We start from the raw sequence: 15,051 nt of genomic DNA on the forward strand, positions 1-15,051 counted from the left end.
CTGCATGACTTCGTCTGCAGCAAACACCGCCGTCATCGTCGCCGGCGCACGCACTCCGATGGGCAAATTGCAGGGCTCGCTGTCCGGGCTCTCCGGCGCCGACCTGGGCGGATTCGCCATCAAGGGCGCCCTGGAGAAGGCCGGCGTCGCCGGCGACCAGGTCGACTACGTGATCATGGGCCAGGTGCTCACCGCCGGGGCCGGGCAGATGCCCGCCCGTCAGGCGGCCGTGAAGGCCGGCATCCCGATGGATGTCCCGTCGCTGACCATCAACAAGGTGTGCCTGTCCGGGCTGGACGCGATCGCACTCGCCGGCCAACTGATCCGCGCCGGCGAGTTCGAGGTTGCCGTCGCGGGCGGCCAGGAGTCGATGAGCCAGGCCCCGCACCTGCTGCCCGGCAGCCGCGGCGGCTTCAAGTACGGCGACGTCACGATGCGCGACCACATGGCGTACGACGGACTCTGGGACGCCTTCACCGATCAAGCCATGGGCCTGCTCACCGAGCAGCAGAACACCGGCGACAAGGCCGTCACCCGCGAGGAGCAGGACGCGTTCGGCGCACGTAGCCATCAGCTGGCGGCTCGTGCATGGAAGGACGGAATCTTCGACGACGAGGTCGTCAGCGTGCCGATCCCGCAGCGCAAGGGTGACCCGATCGACTTCAGGAGCGACGAGGGCATTCGTCCGGAGACGACCACCGAGAGCCTGTCCGGTCTGCGTCCCGCGTTTGCCAAGGACGGCACCATCACGGCCGGTTCGAGCTCGCCCATCTCCGACGGTGCGGCCGCGGTCGTGGTGATGAGCAAGGCCAAGGCGGAGGAGCTCGGCCTCGAATGGCTGGCCGAGATCGGCGCCCACGGCGTCGTCGCGGGGCCCGACTCCGGGCTGCAGTCGCAGCCGGCCAACGCCATCAACGCCGCCTGTGCCAAGGAAGGCATCGCGGCGACCGACCTCAACCTGGTCGAGATCAACGAGGCGTTCGCTGCCGTCGGCATCGTGTCGACGCGCGAGCTCGGCATCGACCCCGAGATCGTCAACGTCAACGGTGGCGCGATCGCGATGGGTCACCCGATCGGTATGTCGGGTGCGCGTCTCGTGCTGCACCTGGCGCTGGAGCTGAAGCGTCGCGGCGGCGGTGTGGGCGCGGCGAGCCTCTGCGGTGGCGGCGGTCAGGGTGACGCCCTGATCGTGCGCGTGCCGCAGCGGGTGGAGCTCGACTCGCAAGCCCGGGGCTGACGCTCCCGAAGTTTTTCTGACTACGGTCGTCATCTTCTCGCCCGAATCTGCATTTCTGGGCGAGAAGGTGACGACCGTAGCGTTTTTCTGGGCGGAGCAGGACGGGCCGCCCGGCATACACTCGCCGGGTGAAGCCCCTTCAGCCTGCCATCGTCCTGGTCGGGGACGGCCACGCCGAGCAACTGCAGCACGAGTTCCAGCGCTATGCCACCGACTACCGCATCGAGTTCGCACGCGGCCTGGGCCCGGCCATGGCGCTGGTCCAGTCGCTGATCGCCCAGCACATCGAAATCGCTTTGTTCGTGGTCGAATTCAGCCAGCCTGATGCGCCGGGCCTGGTGACGGTCGACTGTTTGCACGCGGTCAGTGCGGTCACCAAACGCGCGCTGGTCTATGGCGGCCAGGAGTTCCGCGTCAACCGCGAGACACTGCGTGAAGCGCAGGTCGACGGCCGGATCGAGGCGGGGCTCGCCATACCTCGTGGCGAGCGGGACGAGGAGTTCCACACCGCGATCACCGAGCTGTTGTCCGACTGGGGCTGGAGTGCGAGCAAGCCGGTCTTCGAAGCGGTGCAGCTGATCGCACCGCCCGGCAACGCCGACGCCGGGCGGTTGCGCGACTTCCTGGACCGGCTCGGCATACCGACCCGCAACTACACGCCGGATTCGCCGGTCGCGCAACAACTGCTGGAGGACTTCGACTGGCCGGACGGCGAACCGGCGTACCCCGTGCTGTCGTCCCCGTTGACCGAGACGGTCGTGCAACCGACGATCGCCGACATCGGCCGCCGCTTCTACGCGTTCGAGGACTTCGAGGAGGACGACGTCTTCGATCTGGCGGTGATCGGAGCAGGCCCGGCCGGCCTCGCGGCCGCGGTGTATGGCGCCTCGGAAGGCCTCTCGACCGTGGTCTTCGACTCCGACGCGATCGGCGGCCAGGCGGGCACCAGCTCGATGATCCGCAACTATCTGGGCTTCCCACGCGGCATCTCCGGCATGCGACTGGCACAACGGGCACGCGCCCAGGCGGCGCGGTTCGGCGCGAAGCTCTACTCCGCGCGGCCGGTCGTGGGCATGGACCTGGCCGAAGAAGCCGGCGGTGTGCACACGCTGCGGCTGGAGGACCGGGTCGTCCGCGCGCGGTCGTTGATCGTGGCGGCGGGCGTCGCCTACCGGCGGATCGGTGTGGAGAACATCGAGAAGTTCGTCGGCCTCGGCGTGCACTACGGCGCGGCCACCAGCTCCGCCCGGGAGTGCGTCGGCAAGGACGTGGTGGTCGTCGGTGGCGGCAACTCGGCCGGGCAGGCGGCCGTGCACCTGTCGCGCTTCGCCCGATCCGTGAAGATCGTGATCCGGCGCCCGGATCTGTCCGAGACCATGTCGGACTACCTGATCCGGGAGATCGATATCAATCCGCGGATCGGTGTGAAGCCCAACTGCGAAGTGGTCGACGCCGGGGGAACGAACCGGTTGGAGTGGCTCACGCTGCGCAACAACCAGACCGGGGCGGAGCTGCAGAAGCCGGTCGGCGGGTTGTTCCTGCTGCTCGGTGCGGACCCGTGCTGTGACTGGCTGCCGGCCGAAGTCGCCCAGGATCCCAAGGGATTCATCCTCACCGGGCGCGACGTGCCCAAGGAGACGTGGGTCGACGACTGCCCGCCGGAGCCGCTCGGGACGACCGTGCCGGGCGTCTTCGCCGCCGGCGACATCCGGTTCGGTTCGATGAAGCGCGTCGCCTCGGCGAGTGGTGAGGGCGCTGCCGCCATACCGTCGGTGCACGCGTATCTCGCCTCGCTCACCCCTGCGGGCGAAGCGGTGGACCCGGCGCTCGGCTGAGACCCGTGGCATAGCCTGGCGGCATGCTCTTCGCCTTCTCCATCGCACCCGGAACCACCGACGATCCCGACGGCTCGGTCAGTGAGGCGGTCGCCGAGGCAGTGCGCGTCGTGCGCGCGTCCGGCCTGCCGAACGAAACGACGTCGATGTTCACCACCATCGAAGGTGACTGGGACGAGTGCATGGCTGTCGTGAAGGCGGCCTGCGAGGCGGTCGCCGCGAAGAGCCCACGCGTCAGCCTGGTGCTCAAGGCCGACATGCGCGCCGGCTTCACCGGGCAGCTCACCGAGAAGGTCGACCGCGTCGAGGCGCGCCTGAAAACTCAGCAATGACCGGCGAGTTCAGCGTCGAGCCGATGGCCGACGCGGATGCTCGCGAGCTCGCAGCTCTGCACATGCAGGTATGGCGGGACACGTATGCCGGGATGCTGTCCCAGGACTATCTGGACAGCATGCAGCTCGAGCCGCGAATCGCACACTGGCGCAGGCGAATTGGCGTCGCCAGTGCGCGCGAGAACGACGCCGGCGGCATCGTCGACGATGTCCTCTTCCGGTCACGACTGGCGCGGCACCTGCCGAGCCGTCGCATCGTGGGGTTCTGCATGGTCGGTGCCGCGCGGGATGACGACGCACCTCTTCAGCAGGAACTCGGGGCGCTGAACGTGCTGCGCGACTTCCACGGCACCGGTGTCGCCCGCCAGCTCGTCGACGCCACCCTCGGGGACCGTCCGGCATACCTCTGGGTTGTCGACGAGAACCTGCGCGCACAGGCCTTCTACACCAAGATCGGCTTCGCGCCGGACGGTGGCCGGAAGCGCGATGACGAGCTGGCCTGCGACGAACTGCGGATGCTGCGCGCCCGCGCCGAGTGACGAACGCGCGAGACGACGACCAGTTCGCTGGCGACGTTCGGCAAGCTTGCGAGCCCAAAGTCGCCGGCGGGCTGCGAGGAGCCGAGTCAGACAATTCAGCGGTAGAGCAACGGCTTGATCTTGGCGCTGTCCATGTTGGTCTTGTCGTACCAGTAGTAGCCGGTGTCGATCTGCTTCGGCACCGGTTTGCAGTGCAGTGCCTTGATGGCCGCAGCCACCGTCTTCTCGCCGATGGCGATCGGGTTCTGCGTGATGGCACCCGCTTCGAGGCCGGAACGGATGGCGTCCAATTGCGCTCCGCCGGAGTCGAATCCGACGATGACGACCTTCTTGTTGCCGCTCTCCTTGGCGCCTTGGACGACGCCGCCGGCGGATCCCTCGTTCGACCCGTAGATGCCGGCCAGGTTCGGGTGAGCGGCCAGCAACGACTTGGCGATGTTGGCCGACTTCGAGACGTCGCCGCCGCCGTACTGCGGGGTGAGGAGCTTGACCTTCGGCGCGTGCTTCTTCATCCACTCCACGAACCCGTCACGGCGCTCGATGCCCGAAACACTCGTCTGGTCGTGCACGACGAGAGCGACGGTGCCCTTGTAGTGGATGCGTTCGGCCATGTTCTTGGCAGCAGCCCCGGCTGCAGCCTTGTTGTCGGTGGCAGCAGTCGTCAGCGGGACGGGGGAGTCCACACCGGAGTCGAAGGCGATGACCGGTGTCTTGTCCTGCTGCAACTGCGTCATGATCGGTGCGGATGCCTTGGAGTCCAGAGCCGCGAAACCGAGAGCGTCCGGCTTCTTGGTGAGCGCGGTCTTCAGCATGTTGATCTGGTCCTGGACATCCGACTCCGTCGCCGGGCCGTTGAAGGTGATCTTGGCGCCCTCCTTGGCTGCTTCCTGCTTCGCCCCCTTGTAGACGGCCTGCCAGTACTGCTGCTGAAAACCCTTGGAAATAATGGCGATGTAGGGCTTCTTGCCGGATTTGATCGGAGTGCAGCCCGCCTGCACACCGTGAGACGCGGCGGCCGAGCCGGTGATGTCGTCCTTGTAGTCGCTGGCGCGCATGCATCCGGCGGCCGACATCGCGAGCAGTGCGGCACCGGCGGCGGCGATGGGCCAGGTATGACGCCGGGCAGTGTTTCGTGCAGTCACTTCAGACCACCTCCGCGCTGCGCTTGCGCAGCATGTCGACGTAGACGGCGGCCAGGATCACGATGCCGAGGATGACGTACTGCCACTCCTGCGGGACGCCCATGATCTGTAGACCGTTGTTGAGCACTCCGATGATGAGGGCACCGATCACCGAGCCGACGATGGTGCCCTTGCCACCGGCCAGCGAGGTGCCGCCGATCACGACGGCCGCGATGGCCTGCAACTCCAGACCACCGCCCGCAGTCGGGCTGGCTCCGATGCGCGCCGATGACAGGATGCCGGCGCAGGCGGTGAAGATGCCGGCGACGCCGTAGATGAGCAGCTTCCACTTGCGCACGTTGATGCCCGACAACGCGGTGGCCTCCTCGTTGCTGCCGATGGAGACGGCATACCGACCGAAGATCGTGCGGTTCAACAGCACCCAGGCGATGACCGCCAGACCGAGGAAGATGAGCACCGCGTTGGGGAACTTCGGGATCAGCTCACCACCGGACAGGTCCGCGTAGGGCGGAAACTGTGTGTTGGTGTAGATCGTGGCGCCGTTGTCGCTGATCACCAGCGGCAGCCCCTGACAGACCAGCATCATCGCCAGTGTCGCGATGAAGGGCGGCATGCCGAGGATGGAGACGTTGAATCCGTTGACCAGGCCGATCACCAGCCCGACCAGCAAGGTCATCAGCAGACCCAGTCCGAGCGGCAGGTTCCAGGTGATCAGGAAGGTCCCGGCCGTCATACCCGTCAGGGCGATGCCCCAACCGATGGACAGGTCGATGCCGCCGGTGACGATGACGAATGTCGTACCGAGCGCCAGGACGCCGATCAGCACCGACGACAACAGGACGTTGTTCACCAAGTTGTCGTAGGTGAAGAAGTTGTCACCGGCGATCGCGAAGAAGATCGTGATGATCACCAGTCCGGCGAACGCCGCCAGTTGCTGCAACCGCATCCGAAGTTGCGGACTCATCCCGCGTGCTGCGGGCGGCGTCTCCTCGGGTGGCTTCTTGTCCAGCAGGGCGCTGGCAGTGTCGCTCGGCATGCTGTGCTCCTCGGTGCGAACGTCTGGTTCGAAAGCTGTATGACGTCAGGGGTTTCGTGCTTGCCGCCGGTCAGGCGCTCGCGGACTGCGCGGTGGCGAGCTGCATGACCGACTCCGGGGTCGCGTCCTGCGCCGTCAGCTCGCCGGTGATCCGTCCAGCTGCCATCACTACGACGCGGTGGCTCAACCGCAGAACCTCCGGCAGCTCGGAAGAGATGACCACGATCGCCTTGCCCTCGGCCGCGAGGCGGCCGATCAGCCCGTAGATCTCCTCCTTGGCGCCGACGTCGATCCCGCGCGTCGGCTCGTCGAAGATCAGCACATCGCAGTCCTTGAGCAACCACTTGGCGATGACGACCTTCTGTTGGTTGCCGCCGGAGAGGTTGCCGACGATCGAACGCACCGACGGTGTCTTGATCCGGAGTTCGTCCACCAACCGGCGTGCGTCCGCGGCTGCCGGGCGATCGTTGACGAACCCGCCGCGGGAGAACTTCGTGCCGACGGACGGCAAGGCGATGTTCTGTGCGACGGTCTGTTGGAGAAGGAGGCCGAGACTTTTGCGGTCCTCCGACAGATAGCCGATGCCTGCTGCACCGGCCTGAGCGGGGTTGCGCGGGGAGACGTCGGTGCCGTTGACGGCGATCTCGCCGGCCGTGCGGCGGTCCGCGCCGACGACTGCTCGTGCGACCTCGGTGCGCCCAGCGCCCATCAGCCCGGCGAAGCCGACGATCTCGCCGGATCGCACCTCGAAATTGATGTCCCGCAACAGTTTCGGAGTGGCTACGCCGCGGACCTGCAGCACCACCGGTGCATCGGCAGCCGGGATGTCCGCCCGAGCATGCTCCACCGGCTCACGCTCACGGCCGACCATCAGCGAGATCACCTCGCGCATGGTGGTCGCGGTGGCATCGAGCGTTCGGATGAACCTGCCGTCGCGGATCACGGTGATCCGCTCGGAGATCGCCTTCAACTCGTCCATCTTGTGCGAGATGTAGATGACGCCGGTCTCGTTGGTCACGAAACGTCGGATCAATTGATGCAGGGTGTCGACTTCGGCGTCGTTCAACGCAGCCGTCGGCTCGTCCATGATGAGAACCTTGGCGTCCAGAGAGAGCGCCTTGGCGATCTCCACCATCTGCTGCCCGGCCACCGAGAGCCGTCCGACCGGTGTGTTCGGCCGCAGCGGCAGTTGCAGTCGCTCCAGGAGTTCGGCGGCACGACGTTCTAGGACGTGCGGCCGCAGCAGGAATCGACCTTGTGGCTGCTCCCTCCCGATGAAGATGTTCTGCGCGACCGTCAGGTCCGGCATCAGATTGAATTCCTGGAAGATGATGCCGATCCCGGCTTGCTGGGCCTCCCTCGGGTTGGCGAATTTCGTTGGTACACCGTTCAATCTCAACTCTCCGACATCCGGCTGATAGACGCCGGAGAGGACTTTCATCAGCGTCGACTTGCCTGCGCCGTTCTCGCCGACGAGGGAAAGTACTTCGCCTCGACGTAGATCGAGGTGCATGTCGTCCAGTGCGCGCACACCGGGGAAGGTCTTGCTGATCCCGGACATGGCGAGGAGTTCGCCCGATCCCACGAAGTCCTTCGCTCCTTCGTCGCCTCGGTACTTCTTCGCGGGGACCCCGTCACGTGGGGCATCCTGCGTGCTCATCGAACCTCCGGCGGATGTCGGCCCGCGCAAGCCGGTCAGGGTTGGATCGTGCGAGTCGGTTGGTGTGATGCGGGTCTCATGCTAATCATGAACATCGGATCATTGGGCGTTCGAAGCTCGCCAGTTCACAGTGTGAGAAATCGTTTTCCAGCTGCGCGGGCGGCGCAGCGTCGCGAGGGTGACCGAACCGCGCGCGCGGCCAGGCGCAACAATGGACGGATGACCGATCAGCCCATCACTCCGGCATCGCTGCGCGGTGCCGTCGACCTGTCCTCTCTGGCGCGGCCGGCTGCCGCCTCGACAGTCCCCGGCGCCGGATCCGCCGGTGCCAACGACAACTTGGTGATTGCGGTCGATGACGCCAGCTTCGGCGACGCGATGCAGACCTCGGCCCGTGTGCCGGTCATCGTTGCGCTCTGGTCGGGCAGCCGACCGGACAGCAAGAAGCACATCGACGTGCTCGCCCAGCAGGTCCGGTCCTATGCGGGACGCCTCCAGTTGGCCACCGTCGACATCGACGTGTCCCTGCAGATCCGCCAGGCGCTGCAGGTGCAGCAGGTGCCGATGGTGCTCGCCATCCTCTCCGGCCAGCCCGTGCCCTTGTATGTCGGTGATCAGCCGGCCGACGCCATCCGCGACGTGCTGGACAAGGTGCTCGAGGCCGCCGCCGCGAACGGGGTGACCGGACGTCTCGAGGCTGCCGGCGACACCGACGGCGACACCGACGAGGTCGCGGAGCCCGAACCTCCGGAGACGCATCAGCGGGCGTTCGACGCGATCGAGCAGGGTGACTACGCGGCGGCCACCGCGGCATACGAGCAGGCGCTCAAGGACAATCCCGCCGACGACGAGGCGCGCCTCGGCCTCGGCCAGGTGGGCCTGCTGGAGCGCACCTCCGGCGCCGACCTCAACGCCGCTCGGGAAGCAGCCGCGGCCGCGCCGACCGACGTCGAGAAGCAGACGCTCGTCGCCGACCTCGATGTCCTCGGCGGCCATGTCGAGGACGCCTTCGCCCGGCTGATCGACCTGGTCAAGGCGACCAGCGGCGACGAGCGCAACGCCGCCCGCGAGCACCTGGTCAAGCTGTTCGATGTCGTCGGTCCCACCGACGACCGCGTCAAGAAGGCCCGCACCGGCCTGATGTCCGCGTTGTACTGAGTTCTTTCGCGCGGCTCCTCGCAGGGGACGTGGCTACACCGCTCGCACGCTCGCGGCGGATCCACGTCCCCTGGTCGTCGCCCCGCGGCTCTTTCGGGCGGCTCTTCGCACGGCGGCCTGCAGCCGCCGCTCGCCTCCTTCTGCCGAATGACGGCTTCTTCGGCGAGTGACGGTCCTATCCGGCCGTCACTCGGTGAGGAAGCCGTCAGTCGCGATCGGCGGTGATCTCGTCGAGGACCGCGAGGTCGTCCGGAGTCGGATCCCAGCGCAGCGCAGCGGCATTCGTGCGCACCTGATCGCCGGAGGTGGCTCCGGAGATGACGGACGACACGGCCGGCTGCGCGGCCAGACCCGCGATGGCGACGTCGAGCACGCTCAGGTCGCGGTCGGCGGCATACGATTCGAGGGCCTCGATCCGGTCCCAGTCGGCGTTCTCGAGCCACGGTGCCGGGCCGGAGGTCGCACGTGAGCCGGCGGGCGGCTGCTGGCCGCGGTGGTACTTGCCGGTGAGCAGGCCGTACTCGAGCGGGAAGTACGGCAGCACGCCGAGACCGAACGTCTCGGCGGCGGGCACGACCTCGTCCTCGATGGTGCGGTCCAGCAGTGAATAGCGGTTCTGCACCGAGACGAACCGTTCGAACCCTGCGGTACGCGCGGTCCAGTCGGCGTCGGCGATCTGCCAGCCGGCGAAGTTCGAGCAGCCGAGGTAGCCGATCGTTCCTTCGCGCACGAGATCGCTGAGCGCACTGAGGGTTTCGTCGATCGGCGTGATGTCGTCCGGGCGGTGCAACTGGTAGAGATCGATGTGGTCGGTCTGCAACCGACGCAGTGAACCCTCGACAGCGCGGCGGATGTAGCGGCGCGCTCCGCGCACACCGTGGTCGGCTCCGTTGAGTCCGCCGGTGTCCATGCCGAACTTCGTCGCGAGCACGAACTCGTCGCGGCGCCCCTTGAGCGCGCCGCCGAGGAGCTCCTCGCTGGCTCCACCGCCATAGATGTCTGCGGTGTCGAGCAGGGTGACACCGACGTCCTGCGCACCATCGAGTATGTCGCTCACGCCGGCGGCATCCACCCGCCGGCCGAAAGCGTTGCAGCCGATGCCGACCGCGCTGACCATGAGTCCGGAGTCGCCCAACGGGCGGTAGGTCATATCCACGGTCCCGACGATACGACCACCCGGAAACCGATCGGCCGAAACCTCTTGCGTAACGCGCAGGGTGCGTCAGGATGAGCGGATGGGTGAACGCGTCGAGCTGCCGGTGCCCGGGACGGACCTGTCGCTGGGCGTCATCCGTCATGGCCACTGGGGTCGGCCGGTGCTGGTGTTCCCGAGCGAGGCAGGGCGTGCCGAGGACTTCGCGAGCAACGGCATGGTCGATGCCGTGCAGAGCCTGGTCGACGCCGGACGGGTCTCGTTCTTCTGTGTCGATTCCGCGGACCGCTGGACCTGGTCCGACAACGATGCGACCACCGAGGAGCGCGCGACCCGCCATCACAGCTACACCCGCTGGTTGGAGAGCGCCGTCCTGCCCTGGATCGCGGAGCAGGTCGGCGGTGAACGCCCCCTGATCACGCTCGGTGTGTCGATGGGCGCCTACCACGCGGTGAACTTCACCCTCACCCATGCTCACCAGGCACCGCTCGCGTTCGGTATGTCGGGAAGCTACGACGTGACCTCCTGGCACGGGCACGGCGCGCACGGTGATGCCACCTATTTCGCCAACCCGATGGCGTATGTCGCGGGCATGCACGGCGAGCACCTGGAGTGGTTGCGCAAGACTGCCAGCGTGCTGCTCGTGGTGGGGGAGGGTCCGTTCGAGGTGTCCCCGACACAAGCCCTGCCATCGACGCGGGCGTTCGCAGAACTGTTGTCCGAGAAGGAAATTCCCAATCAGCTGGACGTGTGGGGACACGACAGCGCACATGACTGGCCGTGGTGGCAGAAGCAAATGGCGCATCACCTGCCACGGTTCTGCTGAGGATCGGCAAGTGGAAGGGAGCGCACGATGAGCGAACACCTGATCGGCCTGCTGCTGGGCGCCGAGGAGGACTGGCCACGCGCCTTCGAGGAGTTGATGCGCAGAGTCGGCCCGGTGACGGCGCTGGACGGGTCACGGCACGACATACGCACCGAACGTATGACCATCGAGCCGTTCAACCTGCGTGACAAACCACGCACCGATCTGGTGATCGACCGGCTGGCGCACTGGTACTACCACCCGCGTGAATGGCTGAAGAAGGCCGCGCTGATGGACGACGTCTACCTGCTCAACTCGCCGTTCACCTTCCAGTCGATGGAGAAGCACTCGGCATACTGCGCGCTGATGCGGCTCGGAATGAATGTCCCCGAGACGGTCCTCGTGCCCTACAAGAATCCGATCGACAACGTCCGGTGGGCCTACACCTCGGAGAAGTACAACCGATCGTTCGACCTCGACTCGGTCGCTGCCGAACTCGGCTACCCGATGTTCATGAAGCCGTTCGACGGTGGCGCCTGGCGTGGTGTCTCGATGATCCAGAACGAGGCCGACCTGCGACGCAGCTACGACGAGTCCGGCGAGATGCTGATGCACCTGCAACGGGCGGTCGACGGCTTCGAGGTCTTCGCCCGGGCGCTCACCATCGGGCCGGAGACGATGGTGATGAAGTTCCGGCCCGAGCAGCCGATGCATGATCGCTACGAGGTCGCCTACGACTTCCTGACACCGCAGATCGGTGCCGAGACGACGACGATCGCGCAGACCGTCAACGCGTTCTTCCGCTGGGAGTTCAACAGCTGCGAGATGCTGGTCAAGGACGGCGTCGTCTATCCGATCGACTACGCGAACGCCTGCCCGGACGTGGCGATCACCTCACTGCACTACTACTTCCCCTGGGCGATCAAGTCGTTGCTCAAGTGGTCCATCTTCTGTGTCGTCACCGGACGCAAGGGACACACCCAGGTGGACACCGGTCCGTGGTTCGAAGTTGCCGATCGGGACGACGACTATCAAGCGAAACTCGGTGCCTACCAACGGCTTTCGGACAAGTACTTCGAGACGGAGCGCTACCGCGAGTTCGTCGACTCGGCCCTGGCCGACGTCGACGAGATGGTCCTCGACTGGGTGCTGTCCGACGACTTCGACCGGTTGCTGGTCGAAACCGTGAAGTCGACCTACCCCGAGCAGGAGCACGAGCGCTTCCTCGCCCACTTCCGTGGCCTGACCGGCCTGTGGGCCAAGGACGAGGAGAAGATCCTCGGCTGAGGGTCAAAGGTCGCCGAGTAGCGGAGGAGCGGAGCGGGGGAGCCCATCGAGCTGCCGTTCGATGTGTGAAAGCAGCTGAGACTGAGGGAGGCTCGCGTCCAGCACGGTCTCCTCGGGTATGCCGAGCAGATCATCGTCGTTCCACCACGACCGCATGTCCTCGCTGGTCCACTCGGCTGCGTCCGCACTCGCCGTATGGCGGGCCACCGTCTCGTCGAAGCCGACCTGCAAGTAGTAGACATGGTTGGTGCCGCGGTGGTCCACGAGGAGCTGGCGGATCATGTCGCCATACTTCACCGACCACAGGATCCCTTCCAGCACAACGTCTTTCCCGTGGTCGAGGCAGAACCGTACATTCACGTCGATCAGTTCGACGGCTGCCGTGAGTTCGAGCTTGTCACGTTCCTTGAGGATGATCCGCCGGATGTGGTCCTGGCCGACGACGGACATCGGCCGCCGCCTCAGGGCCATCGACAGCGTCGACTTGCCGGCGCGGGAGTTGCCGCGCAGCACGACGAGTCGGCTGTCGGCCGATCCCACCGGGCCGTTCATGGCGCAGCCGATGACGAGTCCTCGTCGAACTCGCGGGTGTCCACCAACGCCGCATCTGCGTGCTCGAGGATCCGCGAGACCGTCTGTGCCACCGACAGATCGGTGTTGTCGATCCACAGCCCGACCCGCCGGGACCCGTGTTCGACCGACTCGACGAGACTTTCGACGGTGAACCCGTCTCGGTAGGCATTCGTGCCGCGGGCACGTTCGCGACCGCGGATGGCGTCCGCCGTCGGATGCAGCATCACGAAGTGGATCGGCTCGGGCGCGGCGATCATCAGGAAGTCGTCGAGGAACGTGCCGAAGATGTTGTCGGCGACGACCGCGTCGAACCCCGCCGACCGGTAGACGTCGGCAACGGTGAGGGCACCGGCATACCGCAGGAAGAGCTGCTCGATCGCCTCGATCCGCGGTGGCTCGGTCATCAATTCCTTGCCGGACACCACGAAGTTCCCGATCGCGTCGCCGTCGACGAACACGGCTCGGGGCAGCGCGTCAGCGAGAGCTGCACCGACCGTTGATTTGCCGGCGGCCTGCGCCCCTGAGATCACGAACAGGCGACCGAGCTTGGTGGCTGTCGCGGGCCTGACGACGTGGCCGCGCACCGCAGGAACCACGACTCAACTCCCCAGCGCCGCCGACACGATCTCCTTGGCCTCGGCCTGGACCTGCGCGAGATGGTCGGCGCCCTGGAACGACTCGGCATAGATCTTGTAGACGTCCTCGGTGCCGGACGGGCGGGCCGCGAACCACGCATCCTCGCTCGTGACCTTGAGCCCGCCGACCGGGGCGTCGTTGCCCGGCGCGCGCGTCAGCTTGGCGGTGATCGGCCGGCCCGCGAGCGACGTGGACGCCACGTCGTCGGGGGACAGGGCGGCCAGCTTGGCCTTCTGCTCCCGGGTGGCGGCTGCGTCGATCCGTGCGTACGCCGGATCACCGTGAGCGGCAACGAGTTCCGCGTAGTGCTCACTCGGGGACTTGTCAGTCCGGGCCAGGATCTCGGAGGCGAGCAACGCCAGCGCGATGCCGTCCTTGTCGGTGGTCCACGCCGTGCCGTCCTTGCGCAGGAACGATGCACCGGCGGACTCCTCGCCGCCGAAACCCACACTGCCGTCGAGCAACCCGGGAACGAACCACTTGAACCCAACCGGGACCTCCCACAGGTGTGCACCCAGGCCGGTGACGACGCGGTCGATCATCGAGGAGGAGACCAGCGTCTTGCCGACCCGGTCGGACGACCAGCCGGGTCGCGCGCCGCCGTACAGGTACTGAATGGCGACCGCCAGGTAATGGTTCGGGTTCATCAGTCCGCCGTCCGGGGTGACGATGCCGTGCCGGTCGGAGTCGGCGTCGTTCCCCGTCGCGATGTCGTAGTCAGCGCGCTTGTCGATGAGCGATGCCATGGCGTACGGCGAGGAGCAGTCCATCCGGATCTTCTCGTCCCAGTCCAACGTCATGAAGCGCCAGGTGGGGTCGACCAGCGGGTTGACCACGGTCAGGTCGAGTCCGAAACGATCCGCGATGGCGGCCCAGTAGGCGACGGATGCGCCGCCCAGCGGGTCGGCCCCGATGCGTACCCCGGCCGATCTGATCGCGTCCAGGTCGATCAGGTTCGAGAGGTCCTCCACGTAGGTGGCCATGAAGTCGTACGACCCGACGGTCGAGCGGGCCCGTCCGAACGGCACCCGCTGCACACCCTCGAGGCCGGCGCGCAGGTAGTCGTTGGCGGTCGCCGCGATCACCTTCGTCGCGTCGCTGTCGGCCGGACCGCCGTGCGGCGGGTTGTACTTGAAGCCGCCGTCGGCGGGCGGGTTGTGCGACGGCGTCACGACGATGCCATCGGCGAGGCCTGAGCCGGTCGTCCGGCCGGAGTTCGCACGCAGGATCGCGTGCGAGACCGCCGGCGTGGGGGTGTAACCGTCGCCACTGTCGACGAGCACCTGCACGTCGTTGGCCACCAGCACCTCGAGAGCCGAGGCCCACGCCGGTTCGGACAGTGCGTGCGTGTCCCGGCCGATGAACAGCGGCCCGTCATACCCCTGGGACCGGCGGTAGTCGACGATCGCCTGGGTGGTGGCCAGGATGTGAGCTTCGTTGAACGCCGCCCGGAGCGAGGATCCTCGATGGCCCGAAGTGCCGAAAACCACCTGCTGGTCGATGTTTTCGGGATCCGGCTCGATCTCGTAATAGCTCGTGACCAGGTGCGGTATGTCGACCAGGTCACTCGCGGCAGCAGGTTGTCCGGCTCGACTTTCACTCATTTCACCAGCCTGCCACGACGGGCCGGATAGTGACAGAACGGCCCGCCGGAGGAG

General features: G+C 66.7%; 14 protein-coding genes. 7 read left to right on the forward strand and 7 right to left on the reverse strand.

Going from position 1 to position 15,051, the window contains the following annotated elements:
* The first annotated feature begins 4 nt into the window (after positions 1-4).
* The 4 genes from ACZ50J_RS05970 to ACZ50J_RS05985 all read left to right on the forward strand — a co-directional run bounded on the left by ACZ50J_RS05970 (position 5) and on the right by ACZ50J_RS05985 (position 3,943).
* A complete protein-coding gene (locus tag ACZ50J_RS05970; protein WP_464300353.1) occupies positions 5-1,237 on the forward strand; it encodes an acetyl-CoA C-acetyltransferase in 1,233 nt (410 codons plus the stop codon).
* Positions 1,238-1,365: 128 nt separating this feature from the next.
* Entirely contained in the window at positions 1,366-3,072 is a 1,707-nt protein-coding gene (locus ACZ50J_RS05975) for an NAD(P)/FAD-dependent oxidoreductase (RefSeq protein ID WP_464300354.1), read from the forward strand.
* A gap of 23 nt (positions 3,073-3,095) precedes the next feature.
* Positions 3,096-3,404: an MTH1187 family thiamine-binding protein gene (locus ACZ50J_RS05980; RefSeq protein WP_464300355.1), complete on the forward strand. Its 309-nt coding sequence runs from the start codon at positions 3,096-3,098 to the stop codon at positions 3,402-3,404.
* Entirely contained in the window at positions 3,401-3,943 is a 543-nt protein-coding gene (locus tag ACZ50J_RS05985; protein ID WP_464300356.1) for a GNAT family N-acetyltransferase, read from the forward strand. The genes ACZ50J_RS05980 and ACZ50J_RS05985 overlap by 4 nt, the downstream gene beginning before the upstream one ends.
* Before the next feature lie 95 nt (positions 3,944-4,038).
* On the opposite strand, the gene ACZ50J_RS05990 is transcribed toward ACZ50J_RS05985, so the two are convergent.
* The 3 genes from ACZ50J_RS05990 to ACZ50J_RS06000 form a co-directional block, all read right to left on the reverse strand.
* Positions 4,039-5,085, reverse strand: a complete 1,047-nt coding sequence (locus ACZ50J_RS05990; protein WP_464300357.1) for a substrate-binding domain-containing protein — start codon at positions 5,083-5,085, stop codon at positions 4,039-4,041.
* Position 5,086: 1 nt separating this feature from the next.
* The gene (locus ACZ50J_RS05995; protein ID WP_464300358.1) at positions 5,087-6,121 is read right to left on the reverse strand and encodes an ABC transporter permease; all 1,035 of its coding nucleotides are present in this window, start codon (positions 6,119-6,121) and stop codon (positions 5,087-5,089) included.
* Between the two features lie 70 nt (positions 6,122-6,191).
* Complete coding sequence (locus ACZ50J_RS06000) at positions 6,192-7,781, reverse strand: sugar ABC transporter ATP-binding protein (RefSeq protein WP_464300359.1); 1,590 nt, start codon at positions 7,779-7,781, stop codon at positions 6,192-6,194.
* Between the two features lie 219 nt (positions 7,782-8,000).
* On the opposite strand from ACZ50J_RS06000, the gene ACZ50J_RS06005 reads away from it, so the two are divergent.
* Entirely contained in the window at positions 8,001-8,939 is a 939-nt protein-coding gene (locus ACZ50J_RS06005) for a co-chaperone YbbN (protein ID WP_464300360.1), read from the forward strand.
* Between the two features lie 205 nt (positions 8,940-9,144).
* On the opposite strand, the gene ACZ50J_RS06010 is transcribed toward ACZ50J_RS06005, so the two are convergent.
* Positions 9,145-10,089 (reverse strand): aldo/keto reductase, encoded by a 945-nt coding sequence (locus tag ACZ50J_RS06010; RefSeq protein ID WP_464301320.1) that lies wholly within the window; start codon positions 10,087-10,089, stop codon positions 9,145-9,147.
* A gap of 85 nt (positions 10,090-10,174) precedes the next feature.
* Here ACZ50J_RS06010 and ACZ50J_RS06015 point away from each other — a divergent pair, with 85 nt between their 5' ends.
* A complete protein-coding gene (locus tag ACZ50J_RS06015; RefSeq protein WP_464300361.1) occupies positions 10,175-10,918 on the forward strand; it encodes an esterase family protein in 744 nt (247 codons plus the stop codon).
* A 27-nt stretch (positions 10,919-10,945) separates the two neighbouring features.
* Positions 10,946-12,184, forward strand: a complete 1,239-nt coding sequence (locus ACZ50J_RS06020; RefSeq protein WP_464300362.1) for an ATP-grasp domain-containing protein — start codon at positions 10,946-10,948, stop codon at positions 12,182-12,184.
* Between the two features lie 3 nt (positions 12,185-12,187).
* Here the strand turns inward: ACZ50J_RS06020 and ACZ50J_RS06025 are convergent, their stop codons facing one another.
* Genes ACZ50J_RS06025 through pgm form a run of 3 tightly spaced genes read right to left on the reverse strand, consistent with a single transcriptional unit; the run spans position 12,188 to position 14,997 of the window.
* On the reverse strand, positions 12,188-12,736 hold the full coding sequence (locus ACZ50J_RS06025; protein ID WP_464300363.1) for a P-loop NTPase family protein: 549 nt from the start codon (positions 12,734-12,736) through the stop codon (positions 12,188-12,190).
* A complete protein-coding gene (locus tag ACZ50J_RS06030) occupies positions 12,733-13,353 on the reverse strand; it encodes a nucleoside/nucleotide kinase family protein (protein WP_464300364.1) in 621 nt (206 codons plus the stop codon). Before ACZ50J_RS06030 ends, ACZ50J_RS06025 begins: the two co-directional genes overlap by 4 nt.
* 3 nt (positions 13,354-13,356) lie before the next feature.
* Entirely contained in the window at positions 13,357-14,997 is a 1,641-nt protein-coding gene (pgm, locus tag ACZ50J_RS06035) for a phosphoglucomutase (alpha-D-glucose-1,6-bisphosphate-dependent) (RefSeq protein WP_464300365.1), read from the reverse strand.
* Positions 14,998-15,051: the final 54 nt, after the last annotated feature.

This window comes from Flexivirga sp. G2 (assembly GCF_055397625.1).

Excerpts from the sequence above, each read along its gene's own strand:
- ACZ50J_RS05970 (WP_464300353.1), top strand. The coding sequence starts at position 5 with ATGACTTCGTCTGCAGCAAACACCGCCGTCATCGTCGCCGGCGCACGC.
- ACZ50J_RS05980 (WP_464300355.1), top strand. The coding sequence starts at position 3,096 with ATGCTCTTCGCCTTCTCCATCGCACCCGGAACCACCGACGATCCCGAC.
- ACZ50J_RS05985 (WP_464300356.1), top strand. The coding sequence starts at position 3,401 with ATGACCGGCGAGTTCAGCGTCGAGCCGATGGCCGACGCGGATGCTCGC.
- ACZ50J_RS05995 (WP_464300358.1), bottom strand. The coding sequence starts at position 6,121 with ATGCCGAGCGACACTGCCAGCGCCCTGCTGGACAAGAAGCCACCCGAG.
- ACZ50J_RS06000 (WP_464300359.1), bottom strand. The coding sequence starts at position 7,781 with ATGAGCACGCAGGATGCCCCACGTGACGGGGTCCCCGCGAAGAAGTAC.
- ACZ50J_RS06005 (WP_464300360.1), top strand. The coding sequence starts at position 8,001 with ATGACCGATCAGCCCATCACTCCGGCATCGCTGCGCGGTGCCGTCGAC.
- ACZ50J_RS06010 (WP_464301320.1), bottom strand. The coding sequence starts at position 10,089 with ATGACCTACCGCCCGTTGGGCGACTCCGGACTCATGGTCAGCGCGGTC.
- ACZ50J_RS06015 (WP_464300361.1), top strand. The coding sequence starts at position 10,175 with ATGGGTGAACGCGTCGAGCTGCCGGTGCCCGGGACGGACCTGTCGCTG.
- ACZ50J_RS06020 (WP_464300362.1), top strand. The coding sequence starts at position 10,946 with ATGAGCGAACACCTGATCGGCCTGCTGCTGGGCGCCGAGGAGGACTGG.
- ACZ50J_RS06025 (WP_464300363.1), bottom strand. The coding sequence starts at position 12,736 with ATGAACGGCCCGGTGGGATCGGCCGACAGCCGACTCGTCGTGCTGCGC.
- pgm (WP_464300365.1), bottom strand. The coding sequence starts at position 14,997 with ATGAGTGAAAGTCGAGCCGGACAACCTGCTGCCGCGAGTGACCTGGTC.